The sequence below is a fragment of the Alcaligenes faecalis genome, assembly GCF_002443155.1.
GTDB classification, from domain to species: Bacteria; Pseudomonadota; Gammaproteobacteria; order Burkholderiales; family Burkholderiaceae_B; genus Alcaligenes; species Alcaligenes faecalis.
Genome location: NZ_CP023667.1, coordinates 2,618,736 through 2,632,431, shown reverse-complemented (window position 1 = coordinate 2,632,431; position 13,696 = coordinate 2,618,736). Strand labels below are relative to the sequence as shown.

Sequence of the window (13,696 nt, the reverse complement as noted above, 5' to 3'; positions counted from 1 at the left end):
CAACTGGATACAAAAAACCACCAGCCGCCACAGGCGCTGGTGGTTTAGCTTGCGTTTCAAAAGCGTTTATTGCTGACGTGCCAGCATTTCCCGCGCATGTTCACGCGTAGTTTGCGTAATTTCCAGACCACCCAGCATACGGGCGATTTCGTCCACGCGTTCGTCTTGCGTCAAAGGACGGATAGAGGAAAAAGTCTGGCCTTGCTCAGTCGTTTTCTCGACCTTCAAGTGATGGTTGCCACAGGCTGCCACTTGGGGCAGGTGGGTCACGCATAGAACCTGATGGCGTGCGCCCAGCTCTTGCAGCAAACGTCCCACTACTTCGGCCACGGCGCCGCCCACACCTGTATCCACTTCATCAAAAATCAGGGTAGGTACACGAGCCGCCTGGCTGGCGATAACCGATAGCGCCAGGGAAATTCGCGCCAGCTCACCACCAGAAGCCACTTTAGCCAGTGGACGAGGTGTGACGCCTTCATGACCCGCCACCAGAAACTCCACTTGTTCCACGCCGTGAACTTGAGGCGCGCACGCGGTCAGGGCGACCTCGAAGCGACCGCCTTGCATGGCCATGGATTGCATTGCCTGACTAACCTGTTTGCTCAGTTGCACACTGGTTTTGCGTCGTGCCGTGCTTAGCTTGCCGCTAAGTTCCTGATAGTGTTTTTCCGCTTGTCGGGCTTTGGCTTGCAAGGCTTCCAGATCAAAAGACTGCTGTAATTGTGCCAACTGTTCCTGCCAGGTTTCCAGCAGGCTGGGCAGTTCTTCGGGCTCCACTTTCAACTTGCGTGCGGCACTGAAAATGGCCGAAACCCGTTCTTCTGCCTGCGCCAGGCGTTCGGGGTCCAGTTCCATATCGCTCAAGTAACTGTTCAGGTCCGAAGCCGCTTCGGTGACAGCAATTTGTGCGGACTCCAGCGCATCCACAATCGCTTGCAGGCCAGGGTCATGGCGCAGCAGGGCACTCATTTCGTGGCTGGCTTTGCCCAGTAGTTGCTGTACCGAGGTTTCCTCGCCATCCAGAGCGGTCAGGGCCAGCGCACTGCCATCAATCAGGGCTTGGGCATGGGACAGGCGGGTGTGTTCCTGTTGCAGCTGGTCCCACTCGCCTGCACGCAGATTCAGGCTGGACAACTCGTTGATCTGCCATTCCAGACGTTCCTGCTCGCGCTTGCCTTGCTCCGCACTTTGGCTGGCTTGTTCGACGGCTTTGCGGGCCTGGCTCAATTGCTGCCAGGACTGGGCTACCTGGCGCGCCAGGGGCAAATGACCGCCTTGGCTATCGAGCAGATCGTACTGGCTTTGAGGGTTCATCAGGCTTTGATGAGCGTGTTGGCCGTGAATGTCCACCAGCAGTTCGCCCAGCTCGCGCAGCTGGGTCAAGGTTGCTGCGCTGCCGTTGATGTAGCTGCGGTTGCGACCTTGCTGGTCGATCAGGCGACGCAAGATCAGCTCGTCCGAGACATCGAAGTCACGCTCGCTCAGCCAGCCCTGAATGTCTTGTTCGCAATCGAAGTGTGCACTGACTTCGGTGCGAGCACAGCCTTCGCGGATGGCTTTGGCATCGCCACGTGCCCCCAGAACCAGGGAAAGCGCGTCAATCAGGATGGATTTACCAGCGCCGGTCTCCCCGGAAAAAACCGTGAAGCCGGTGTCGAAATCAATCGTGGCTTGATCCACGATGACAAAGTCTCGAACGTGCAGGGTACGGAGCATAGGGGTTTATTCGTTTTCGTCGTTAGGCAAAGGGATATGGTTCCAGCCCAGCTTCTGACGCAGGGTGGAGAAAAAGCTGTAGCCCTTGGGATGGATAAAGCGAATGGTGTCCTGGGAGCGACGCACATCAATGCGGTCTCCCTGCTGACAGTCGGACCAGGTTTGCATGTCAAAGTGCACGCTGCCACCCGATTCCACCCGGCCCAGCGCCGTAATGGTCAGGTTCAGGGTGCCTGTGTCAGGCAGCACAATAGGGCGGTTCGACAGGGTTTGCGGTGCTACGGGCACCAGCAAAAAGGCTTTCAGGGAAGGGTGCAGCAGGGGACCGCTGGCAGCCAGCGCATAAGCGGTCGAACCCGTGGGAGTGGAGATAATCAGGCCGTCGGAACGCTGGCGGTACATGAATACGCCATCGAGCTCGACGCGCAGCTCGATCATGCCACCGCGACCGGCGCGGTTGATGACCACATCGTTCAGGGCCACGCCTGAATAAAGCACTTGCCCGTCACGCACCACACGGCCTTCCAGCATGGAGCGCTCTTCAACGTCATACTCGCCTTTGAGCACGCTAAGCAAGGCTTCGTTGGCGTCATTCAAGGGAATATCGGTAATAAAACCCAGGCGGCCATGGTTAATCCCGATCAGGGGCACTTTGCTGTGGGCTAATTCGCGGGCAGCGCCTATCATGGTGCCGTCCCCGCCCATGACGATTGCCAGATCGGCGCGTTCGCCAATTTGGGCATAATCGCCGATGGGAAATTCGGTAATACCGGCATTCTGGGCGGTTGTGGCCTCAAGCAGCACCGAGCAACCAGTGTTGACCAGGGTGTTGGCCAGCGATCGGATGGGCGCATCCAAGCCGGAGTCCTGGTATCTGCCAACAATGGCAACCGTTTTGAAATGCATGGGGCGAAAACCTTATGATTAATGAAATAATGACGATCAGTGGATTATAGAGTTGCCACTCTAGGCTTGGCTGTAAGATTCTCCCCTTTATCATGCAGAGCTGGTGTTTTTAAGTGACGTACGCGACATGGATGACAGAGCAAATGCCTTGTTGAAGGTGCTGATCGAGCGTTACATCGCCGATGGTCAGCCGGTAGGGTCCCGCACCTTATCGACCATTTTTGATTTTTCCCCGGCCACAATCCGTAATGTGATGGCCGAGCTGGAAGGCCTGGGCCTGATTCATAGCCCCCATACCTCGGCGGGGCGTATCCCCACGCCCAAGGGCTACCGCCTGTTTGTGGATCGTCTCCTGGCTGCCGAGCGTTTCGAGCGGCCGGATGCACGCAACCTTAGCCAGTATCTGCCTTTTGACGAGCCTAACCGCGCGGTCAGTTCTGCCGCTTCCTTGCTGTCGAATCTGTCTCAGTTTGCCGGTGTGGTGCTGGCGCCGAAAAAAGCGCAGACCTTCAGGCAGATTGAATTCATCCGCCTGTCCGACAAGCGGGTGTTGCTGATTATCGTCACTCCAGATGGTGATGTGCAAAACCGCATTCTGTTCGTGCCGCGCGATTATCTGGAGCAGGAGTTGGTCGAGGCCAGCAACTTCTTCAATCAGCATTTCTCGGGCATGTCCTTCGAGTCGGTCAAGCTGGCCTTGTCGCAGGAGCTCAGCTCCTTGCAGGCGGACATTTCGCGCCTGATGCAACAAGCGGTGGATGTGGGTAGCCATCAGCCCGATAGTGAAGAAGCCGTGGTGATCGCTGGAGAAAGCAAGCTGTTGAACGTGACGGAAATGGTGGCGGATATGGACCGTTTGCGCCGCCTGTTTTCCCTGTTCGAGAAAAAAACCGATCTGCTGCACCTGCTGGATGTTTCCAGCCAGGCCGATGGCGTACAGATTTATATAGGCGGAGACTCCCAGCTTTTGCCTTTGGACGATGTGTCCGTCATTACTGCGCCGTATGGCGTGGATGGCAAGGTCGTGGGCACGCTGGGTGTGATCGGGCCATCGCGGATGGCGTATGATCGTGTGATTCCTATCGTGGACATTACGGCCCGGCTATTGTCCAATGCCTTGAGCCATCACTCTGCCAGTTAAGGGATGGACCTTCGGCCTGCTGTTGGGCTGAGGGCCATCTGGCTGTCTAACGTACTAATCATCATGCCCAAGTTGTTTGCTTCTCCTTATTTGCCCGAAGCGCAGGACGCCGATATGTTCAATGATCAGGCTCCGGTACGCGAGGCCGGGTCCATCGGTATCTTGCTGGTCAATCTGGGCACGCCGGACCAGCCCGATGCTGCGTCCATTCGTCGCTATCTGGGTGAGTTTCTGTCTGATCCTCGGGTCATTGAGATTCCGCAGCCGGTCTGGCAGATTATTCTGCGTCTGTTCATCTTGCCGCGCCGCCCCAGCAAGCTGGCGCCGCGTTACAAGGACATCTGGCTGCCGCAAGGCGCGCCCTTGCTGGTTTACAGCCAGGCGCAGGCAGATGGTTTGCAGGAGCTGCTGCAAGCGCAAGGTCACGATGTGAAGGTGGAACTGGGCATGCGTTATGGCAACCCGTCCATTGCCAGTGGGCTGGATAAATTGAAAGCAGCGGGTTGCGAGCGAATTTTGAGTCTGCCCCTGTATCCGCAATATGCGGCCAGCACCACGGCCACTGCGGTTGACTGTGTCGCCGCGCATCTGGGCAAACAACGCAATCAGCCTGAGCTTCGCTTCCTGAAGCGTTACCACACGCACCCGGATTACATCGGTCCGCTGGCGGCGCAGATACGCCGTTATTGGGACGAGCATGGCAAGCCAGAGCGCCTGCTATTGAGTTTCCACGGCTTGCCACGGCGCTGTGTGGAACTGGGTGATCCTTACTACCGAGATTGTCGCGAAACGGCCAATGCCTTGCGTGCCGCACTTGATGAGCCTGCCGTGGAGGTGCACATGGCTTTTCAAAGTCGCTTTGGCGCACAGCGCTGGCTGGAACCCTATACCGAATCCACGTTGCGTGAGTGGGGCAAACAGGGTGTAGGGCGTGTGGATGCCGTGTGCCCCGGCTTTTTGGCCGATTGTCTGGAAACGCTGGAAGAAATCCAGGTGGAATGCCGTGACGCGTTCCTGGAGGAGGGCGGTCGCGAATTCCATTACATTCCTTGCCTGAATGACGATCCGCAATGGATCGAAGGCCTGGGACGGCTGGCCCTGCAGCATTTGGCAGGCTGGTTGCCTAGCCGCCTGGTGCCAGCTCGTTAAGGCTAACAAAAGGTTTTTACGGGCCTGAACAGCAAAATACGAAAGCAGGTCTTGAACTGGGGGCAGATGCCCCCATTTTCATGCGATCAACGAATTCTGTAGTGGAGATAAATCGAATGGCTACACATGCCGATCCCAATAAGCCTCTGGACGGGGAAGTGACGGAAAACACGCCTGAGCAGGCACAAGCGGGCGCTGTCGAGCAAGACCAGCCAGAGATTTTGGCCCAGCAGCCCGAAGAAAGCGCGGCTGATCTGGCCACCGAATTGGCCCAGGCCCAGGAAAAAGTGTCGCAGTACTACGACCAGTTGCTGCGTGCCAAAGCCGAAGTGGAAAACATCCGCCGCCGTGCGGATGATGATGTTGCCAAAGCCCGCAAGTTTGGTACCGAGTCCTTTGCTGAAAGCCTGATTCCAGTGCGCGACAGCCTGGAGGCTGCCTTGGCCCAGACCGAGCAAACTCCTGAAGCCTGGAAAGAAGGGGTGGAAACCACGTTGCGCCAGTTGAACAAGGCTTTCGAGCGCAACAGCCTGAAAGAAGTGGCCCCGCAAGCTGGCGACAAGTTTGACCCGCATCTGCATCAGGCTATCTCGGCAGTGCCTTCCGAGTTTGAAGAAGGCGCGGTTGCCCAGCTGCTGCAAAAGGGCTACACCATTTCGGATCGCGTTTTGCGTCCTGCTTTGGTGATGGTGTCGGCCCCCAAGTAATTGAGCCAGCCTGACTGTGCCAGCAGGCTGTCCGGAATTGACGCGTGTTCAAATGCTTTTTCGGACTTGCTGCTTGCACAGTGAAAAAAATAAGGCTGTTGCTCTTGAAATGCACGCAGAGTTCCCCATATGCATTTCATCAAATAATTTGCTTTCGCAATCAATCTTTTAGTCAGGTAAAAAATCATGGGCAAAATCATTGGTATTGACCTTGGAACCACCAATAGCTGTGTATCGGTGTTGGATGGCGACCAGGTTCGTATTATCGAAAATGCCGAAGGCGGTCGCACGACCCCTTCCATCGTGGCTTACATGCAGGATGGCGAAATCCTGGTTGGCGCTCCTGCCAAACGCCAGGCTGTGACCAACCCTGCCAACACCATCTTCGCGGTCAAGCGTTTGATCGGTCGTAAGTTCACCGAAAAGGCAGTTCAGACAGACATCGACCACGTGCCTTACACCATTGTTGCCGCCGATAACGGCGACGCATGGGTGGAAGCACAGGGCAAGAAGATGGCACCTCAGCAAGTGTCTGCCGACATCTTGCGCAAAATGAAGAAAACCGCCGAAGACTATCTGGGCGAAGAAGTAACCGAGGCCGTGATTACCGTGCCTGCTTACTTTAACGACAGCCAGCGTCAGGCAACCAAGGACGCAGGCCGCATTGCCGGTCTGGACGTCAAGCGCATCATCAACGAGCCAACCGCTGCGGCTTTGGCTTTCGGCCTGGACAAGGCCGAAAAGGGTGATCGCAAGATCGCTGTGTACGACTTGGGTGGCGGTACGTTTGACGTGTCCATCATCGAAATCGCCGACATCGACGGTGAGAAGCAATTCGAAGTGCTCTCCACCAACGGTGACACCTTCCTGGGTGGCGAAGACTTTGACAAGCGCATCATCGACTACATCATCGACGAGTTCAAGAAAGAAAGCGGCGTTGATCTGTCCAAGGATGTGCTGGCCTTGCAGCGCCTGAAAGAGTCCGCTGAAAAAGCCAAGATCGAGCTGTCGTCCACGCAGCAGACCGAAATCAACCTGCCTTACATCACGGCAGATGCTTCTGGTCCCAAGCACTTGAACCTGAAGATCACTCGCTCCAAGCTGGAAGCGCTGGTCGAGGACCTGATCGAACGCACGATCGAGCCTTGCCGTGTTGCCATCAAGGATGCTGGCGTGAAGGTTTCGGAAATCGACGACGTGATCCTGGTCGGCGGCATGAGCCGTATGCCCAAGGTGCAAGAGCGCGTTAAAGAGTTCTTTGGCCGTGACCCACGTAAAGACATCAACCCTGACGAAGCTGTTGCCGCTGGTGCAGCCATCCAAGGTTCTGTCCTGTCGGGCGACCGTACTGACGTCTTGTTGCTGGACGTGACTCCTCTGTCCCTGGGTATTGAAACCCTGGGTGGCGTCATGACCAAGATGATCCAGAAGAACACCACGATTCCTACGCGTCATTCGCAAGTGTTCTCCACGGCTGACGACAACCAGCCTGCGGTGACCATCAAGGTGTTCCAGGGCGAGCGTGAAATCGCTGCCGGTAACAAGGCACTGGGCGAGTTCAATCTGGAGGGCATTCCACCAGCAGCACGTGGCCTGCCACAAATTGAAGTGACCTTCGACATCGACGCCAACGGTATCTTGCACGTGTCCGCCAAAGACAAGGGCACGGGTAAAGAGAACAAGATCACCATCAAGGCAAACTCCGGTTTGTCCGACGAGGAGATCGAGCGCATGGTCAAGGATGCCGAAGTGAACGCGGCTGAAGACCACCGTATCGCCGAGCTGGCTGTTGCTCGCAACCAGGCCGAGGCTTTGATTCACTCGACCCGCAAGTCCTTGACGGAATACGGCGACAAGCTGGAAGCGGAAGAGAAAGAAGCCATCGAAAAGGCAATCGCTGATCTGGAGGAAACGCTGAAAGAAGGCGATAAGGAAGCCATCGACGCCAAGGTGGAAGCACTGGGTGTGGCCTCGCAGAAACTGGGCGAGAAGATGTACGCCGACATGCAGGCCCAAGCCGCAGCACAGGAAGGTGCTGAAGGTACGGCCCAGCAGCCCGCCGACGAGAACGTGGTCGACGCTGACTTTAAAGAAGTCAAACGCGATCAGTAATTGCGAGCCTGAGTAAGGTTCCCTGGCCCGATCTTTGGCGGCATACGCTGGAGATCGGGCATTATTATTCAAACAGCGGCGTTTGGACGTCGTTAATCAAACATGGCAAAACGCGATTTATACGAAATTCTCGGTGTGGCCAAAAATGCGACGCAGGATGAAATCCGCAAGGCGTATCGCAAGCTGGCCATGAAGTTCCACCCTGACCGTAATCCAGATAGCAAGGACGCCGAGGAAAAGTTCAAGGAAGCCAAGGAAGCGTACGAGATCCTGTCCGACGAACAGAAACGCGAAGCCTATGACCGCTATGGTCATGCCGGAGTCGATCCCAACGCTGGCATGGGCGGTATGGGTGGCGGCATGGGCGGGGCCGGATTTGCAGACGCCTTTGGCGATATTTTTGGCGAAATCTTTGGTGGCGGCGGCGGACGTCGCGGCGGTGGCCCTCAGGTTTACCGTGGCGCGGACTTGCGCTATTCGCTGGATATCAGCCTGGAGCAGGCAGCAGCCGGTTTTGATACTGAAATTCGCGTACCCAGCTGGGAAAACTGCGAAACCTGCTCGGGTACGGGTGCCAAGCCCGGTACTTCTGCACAGACCTGCCGCACCTGCCAAGGCAGTGGCGCAGTGCGCATGCAGCAGGGCATTTTCAGCATGCAGCAAACCTGCCCGACCTGTCACGGTAGCGGCAAGGAAATTCCTGATCCCTGCGTGGTGTGTCACGGCGAAGGCAAGGTCAAAAAGACCAAGACTTTGCAGGTCAAGATTCCAGCCGGTATTGATGATGGCATGCGCATCCGCTCCAGCGGCAATGGCGAGCCTGGCGTGAACGGTGGTCCTGCCGGTGACTTGTATGTGGAAATCCGCATCAAGCCGCACGGTATTTTCCAGCGTGATGGCGAGGACCTGCATTGCGAGCTGACCATCCCCTTTACCACGGCGGCCTTGGGCGGAACGGTGGAAGTGCCTACCCTGACAGGGCGTGGCGAAATCACCATCCCTGAAGGTACCCAAGTGGGCAAGACATTCCGCTTGCGCGGCAAGGGTATCAAGGGCTTGCGCTCCAGCTACCCCGGTGACTTGTACTGCCACATTCAGATTGAGACACCTGTACGTTTGAACGAAGAGCAAAAGAAATTGCTGCGTCAGTTTGAACAGGCCTTGAGTGATGGTGGCGTCAAGCACTCGCCCAAAAGCGAGTCCTGGACGGACAAGGTGAAGGGTTTCTTCTCCTGAATCCTACAAGGGACAGCGAAATAAAAAGCCCGGTACATATGTACCGGGCTTTTTTTATGCCTGCCTGAGCAGGCCCTGGGTTTCAGCTATCAGGGCTGGGCTTCCAATGCAGCCGGAGCAGTGGGAGCCGGAGCGGGTGCCTGCCCTTGCTCTGCTTCCTGGGCCTCAGGAGCGGCAGCACCTTGTTTCTGACGCTCGTGGTCAGCGGCAATCGCCACGACCATTTCCTTGGGCTTCAGGTACTTGCGCAAAACGGCATTGACCTGCTGTGCATTGAGCTTTTGCAGATCCTGATCCATCTTCTCGGACCATTCAAAGCTGCGACCCAGATCCAGGTAATTCAACCAGGCGCTGCTGACCACGGTGTCCTGGCTGCGTGACAAGCGGCGGTAGTTCAGCAAGGCATTGACGCCTTCCTTGATCTCTTGCTCGCTAAAGCCGTCTTTCAGTGTTTGTGCCAGCACTTCGTCGATGGTCTTGGCCAGCTTGTCACTGTTGCTGGGAGCGTGGATGGCATACACCGTCCACGAACCATGGGGCTCGTAGCTGGACGCATCCACCTGGCTGCGTACGTTGTAGGACAAGCCATCTTCCACACGCACGCGGTTCCACAGGCGCGAGGTTTCAGACAGACCCAGCAAGTAGTTGGCCAGATAGACAGCGGGGAAGTCGGCATCGCTGTCTTGCAGCTTCAGGCCCAGATCCGCCAGATAGAAGGCGTTGGCCTTGTCCGGGGTGTTGATATCAAAGACCTTGGGAGCCACGGTTTGCAGTGGGTCGTCCGGACGCTGGTAGGTCGGGGCTTTGCGCCAGCCTTTCAAACCATCGGCCAAAGCCTTGCGAACCTCGTCCTTGTCAAAGTCGCCCACAGCGCTAAAGGCGACATCCCCCGTCCCGTAGAACTTTTGGTGGAAGTCACGTACCTGTTTGATGCTTACCGCCTGGACGCGCTCTATGCCTTCTTCAAAGCTGGGCGTGTAGCGGATATCGTCCTTGGGCCATGGGTTGGTATAGCGTTCAATTGTCTGGCTAGCCAAAGCAGCGGGCTCGGTGCTGGCCGATTTCAGGTCGGTAACCACGGCTTGCTGATATTTTTTCAGCTCGTCCTCGGGGAAGTTTGCGTTGCGCAGCACGTCCAGCGCCAGCGCAATGGCTTTAGGCAGGTTCTCGCGGTTCGAGGACAGGCTCAGGTACAGACGACCATTGGAGCCGCTGGTGCTGAACTGGGTTTGCATGGCGGTGAACTGGTCGGAAATCTGTTCCCGATTCAGTTTCTTGGTGCCGGTGCTCAGCAGGCTGGCGACGGCTGCAGCGGTAGCGGTCTGGTTCTTGAGTTGATCAGGTGAGCCAAACTTGAAGGACAAGCGGGCTTCCACACGTTCCGCACGAGTTCCCTTGGGCAGCAGTGCCATTTTCACCTCACCCAGATCCTTGCCCAAGGACAAGGGCTGCAGATCGGTGCGAGCCATGATATTGGCAGGGCTGGGGTCAAAGGCCTCTACCGCTTTGCCACTGTCCTTGCCGGTGTAGTCATGGACCAGCTTGGCCACATCCACCGTAGTGGCTTCAGGAGCGCGCAGCGGTTTTTCCGTGGGGATGTACAAACCATTGCTGCGGTTGCTGGCGACCAGCCAGGTTTCCAGCGCCTTTTGAACTTGGGGCAGCTTGGCAGCTTCGACCCGGTCTCGTTGCAGGAAGAACAAACGCCAGTCGCCGCTGGCCGCCGCTTCAGATAGCGCGCTGGCCAGGCGGGAGGGGTTGGCATAGGTTTGTGTCCAACCCGTCATCCACTGGCTGCGGATGCGTTCCAGATCCGTTTCTTTCAGCGGGGATTTGGCCAGGCCTTCCAGCGTGTCATTCATGGCCTTCAAGGCTTTTTGCTGATCCATATCGGGTTTCAGCTCGGCACCAAACAGGGCGTAGCCTGGATCGTGACTTTCGGAATCAAAGCTGAATACGCTGGTGGCCAGGTTCTTGTTGACCAGATTCTTGTACAGCTGTCCGCTGGGAGTGTCACCCAAGGCACTGATACCCAGGCTCAAGTCCATGTACTCCGGGCTGGCTGCGCTGGGCAGGTGATACAGCGACATGATCAGCGGTGCACCACCGTGACGGCGCAAGGTCACCGTGCGGGTGCCGTCCTGTACAGGTTCTACCGTGTACTCAGGACGCAGCGTGCGAGTGGGCTTGGGGATGGAGCCAAAAGCCTTGGCAATGTTTTCCAGAGTCTGCTCGGTATCGAACTGCCCGGTCACAAACAGCACGGCATTATCGGGCTGATAATAGTCGTGGTAGAACTTGCGCAGCTGTTCAATATCCACGTTTTCTACGTCGGAGCGGGCGCCAATCGTGGTCTTGCCGTAGCTATGCCATTGGTACGCAGCGGCTGTCAGCTTTTGCATCAGAACACGGAAAGGGCTGTTCTCACCGCTTTCCATTTCATTGCGCACCACGGGCATTTCCGCTTCCAGATCCTGCTTGTCGATCAGGGCGTTGACCATCACGTCGGCTTGCCAGTCCAGATACCATTTCAGGGTTTCGGGGTCAGCGGCGAAGCTGGCAAAGTAATTGGTACGGTCACTAGACGTGGTGCCGTTGGCTTCCAGACCGCGCTTGGAGAATTCGCCCAGCGCATTGCGCAGGGTGGGCGTGCCGCGAAAAAGCATGTGCTCCAGCAGGTGAGCCATGCCGGTTTGCCCGTAGTTCTCGTGTCGCGAGCCGACCAGGTAGGTCATGTTGACGGTGGTCGTCGGTTTGGAGTCGTCGGGGGCCAGAACAAGGCGCAGGCCATTGTCCAGAGTGTATTGAGTGACGCCTTCGACAGAGGGGCCTTGGGCCAGACCTGCGGGCAGGGCATAGGCAGCCAGTGAACTGGACAGCAGCGCAGCCCCTGCAAGATGGCGCAGGCGCAGGGCGGCAATCAGTACAGAGAGTTTCATGAACACATCCTTACGGTTTTAGCGATGAAAAAGCCAGCTAAGCCGACCAGTGTCTTTTGTAGCATGGGGCCGTTTGGCTGGGTAGGCAGCGCTCCCTGCAATTAGCGGGGCTTAACAAAAAAAGCCCACCAGGGACACTGGTGGGCAAAACAGCAAGAAAACAAGGCCGCTGCTAATTGGGTTTATGTTTCAGTCTCTCCAGCGCATCCTTGCGCAGGTGGCCAAGACTCTTGGAAAGAAAGTCGTAAAGCGCAGTTAACTGCTTGGGGTTGTAATGTGCCGTGGCATTCATGATGTGATGCGCGGGCAGATCCATATCGGCAATCAGGCGTTTGCAGCGCTCCTGGTTGGGATACAGGCTGGTCATGCGTCCGTCGCGCGGATGCGGCTTGCGCAGCAAATAGCCAGCGCTTTCCAGACGAGCGATCAGGGCTTGCGTACCACTGGGGCTCAGGTCCAGTAACTGGGCCAGTTTGCCGGGCGACAGGGGTTTGAGCTCCAGCACAAACTCCAGTGCCTTGTATTCATTCAGGCTCAAACCCGCTGCTTGTGCCAGCAGGTGTTTGTTGGCTTCCAGATAAACATCAAATTGGCGCAACATCATGCGCACAATGTCGTTTTGCATATGCCCTGACAAAACTTCGTCCCTTGCTTCTGGCTCGGTCCATTCAGTTGTCAGGGGCTGTTTATTGGGCATATGCACATATCCTTAGCGCGGGGGAGCGCCCAGCAAACCGTTAACCAGGCCTGTGACGGGGCTTAGCAGACCAGCATTGGTGGCAGCCACCGTATTGGCAGGAGGTGTTTCGGTTACGGCCGTGGAGGGATTAGCCGGGCCATTACCCAGCAGAGCCGTAATAGGGGCCAGCAAACCCTGATTATCGGCATTGCCACCACCAAGTCCGCCCGTTACGCTGCCGACCAGGTTGGTCACCGGAGCCAGTAGTCTAGCGTTTGCTTCCGTGCTGCCTGTCAGCCCACCAGTCAGGGAGTCGGCCAGATTAGTGACGGGAGCCAGAAGGCCATTCGTGCCGGTATTGCCACCAGTCAACCCGCCTGTCAGCCCATCGACCAGATTGGTGACAGGGACTAGTAAACCAGCATTGCTATGGAGTGCCGTGGTTTGAGCACCAAGCAAAGGTTGTAGCTGATTGCCGCCATTCAAGAGAGCATCGGTTGTAGCAGCAAGGCTGCCCGTTAAGTTGTTCAGCGTGGAGCTGATCGAGTAGGGATTGCTGTAAAGCAGACCTCTTGCGCTACCGACGGTGTCGCTGACTCCATGCAGCAAAGTGCCAGCTGCTTGTCCTGCGTTGAGTGGGAGATTTGTGTTTTCAATGAGACTGCCTAGGATATCGATGCCGTCTTCAGCTGTGTCGAGTGTTACTTCAACTCCACTACTATCGACTATGTGGCTTAGGTCAATGGCAGAAATAATTCGTTCTCTCAAGCGCTCCAGTATCTCGATATCGACAGCGGCTTCATCGCGAATTAGCCCAATGGGGCGGAGAGTATCTGCTATTTCTAGTGGAGCAATGTTATCTACGGCCTGGCCAATATTTGCAACACTTGTCTCGAACGGGCCGGGCGGGGTAGTCAGGACATTGATAACGCCTGGACTTTGATTGAGCTTCAAGCTGGCAGGAATAGCTAGGGCGCTATGGCTTAGCAAGTCAGCCTGTGCAGTCATGGAAACCAGACTGGCTGTCAGGCTGAGCAAAACGATCCTGCTGGATGTAAAACGTGTCTTCGTAGTCATTGACTTGCTCCATCTGAAGATCAGGATTGCTCAG

The 13,696-nt window shown here is 56.6% G+C and carries 10 protein-coding genes; 5 read left to right on the top strand and 5 right to left on the bottom strand.

Features of this window, described 5'->3' with window-relative positions; all coding sequences use genetic code 11:
• Positions 1 to 66 precede the first annotated feature (66 nt).
• Both recN and CPY64_RS12365 read right to left on the bottom strand, forming a co-directional pair.
• Complete coding sequence (recN, locus tag CPY64_RS12370) at positions 67 to 1,716, bottom strand: DNA repair protein RecN (RefSeq protein ID WP_042488466.1); 1,650 nt, start codon at positions 1,714 to 1,716, stop codon at positions 67 to 69.
• Positions 1,717 to 1,722: 6 nt separating this feature from the next.
• The gene (locus CPY64_RS12365) at positions 1,723 to 2,622 is read right to left on the bottom strand and encodes an NAD kinase (protein WP_042488463.1); all 900 of its coding nucleotides are present in this window, start codon (positions 2,620 to 2,622) and stop codon (positions 1,723 to 1,725) included.
• A 127-nt stretch (positions 2,623 to 2,749) separates the two neighbouring features.
• On the opposite strand from CPY64_RS12365, the gene hrcA reads away from it, so the two are divergent.
• The 5 genes from hrcA (at position 2,750) to dnaJ (ending at position 8,967) form a co-directional block, all read left to right on the top strand.
• Positions 2,750 to 3,763, top strand: coding sequence for a heat-inducible transcriptional repressor HrcA (hrcA, locus tag CPY64_RS12360; RefSeq protein ID WP_009459549.1), 1,014 nt, complete (start codon positions 2,750 to 2,752; stop codon positions 3,761 to 3,763).
• A gap of 63 nt (positions 3,764 to 3,826) precedes the next feature.
• Positions 3,827 to 4,912 (top strand): ferrochelatase, encoded by a 1,086-nt coding sequence (gene hemH, locus CPY64_RS12355; protein WP_042488458.1) that lies wholly within the window; start codon positions 3,827 to 3,829, stop codon positions 4,910 to 4,912.
• 116 nt (positions 4,913 to 5,028) lie between these two features.
• Positions 5,029 to 5,619: a nucleotide exchange factor GrpE gene (grpE, locus tag CPY64_RS12350; RefSeq protein ID WP_042488457.1), complete on the top strand. Its 591-nt coding sequence runs from the start codon at positions 5,029 to 5,031 to the stop codon at positions 5,617 to 5,619.
• Positions 5,620 to 5,805: 186 nt separating this feature from the next.
• On the top strand, positions 5,806 to 7,731 hold the full coding sequence (gene dnaK, locus CPY64_RS12345; protein WP_042488454.1) for a molecular chaperone DnaK: 1,926 nt from the start codon (positions 5,806 to 5,808) through the stop codon (positions 7,729 to 7,731).
• 102 nt (positions 7,732 to 7,833) lie between these two features.
• Positions 7,834 to 8,967 (top strand): molecular chaperone DnaJ, encoded by a 1,134-nt coding sequence (gene dnaJ / locus CPY64_RS12340; RefSeq protein WP_042488451.1) that lies wholly within the window; start codon positions 7,834 to 7,836, stop codon positions 8,965 to 8,967.
• 89 nt (positions 8,968 to 9,056) lie between these two features.
• Here dnaJ and CPY64_RS12335 read toward each other — a convergent pair whose 3' ends face one another.
• From CPY64_RS12335 to CPY64_RS19030, 3 genes are all read right to left on the bottom strand, one after another.
• Positions 9,057 to 11,906, bottom strand: a complete 2,850-nt coding sequence (locus CPY64_RS12335; protein WP_042488448.1) for a M16 family metallopeptidase — start codon at positions 11,904 to 11,906, stop codon at positions 9,057 to 9,059.
• A 172-nt stretch (positions 11,907 to 12,078) separates the two neighbouring features.
• Entirely contained in the window at positions 12,079 to 12,531 is a 453-nt protein-coding gene (locus tag CPY64_RS12330) for a MarR family winged helix-turn-helix transcriptional regulator (RefSeq protein WP_240513937.1), read from the bottom strand.
• An 84-nt stretch (positions 12,532 to 12,615) separates the two neighbouring features.
• Entirely contained in the window at positions 12,616 to 13,662 is a 1,047-nt protein-coding gene (locus CPY64_RS19030; RefSeq protein WP_123794760.1) for a hypothetical protein, read from the bottom strand.
• Positions 13,663 to 13,696 lie beyond the last annotated feature (34 nt).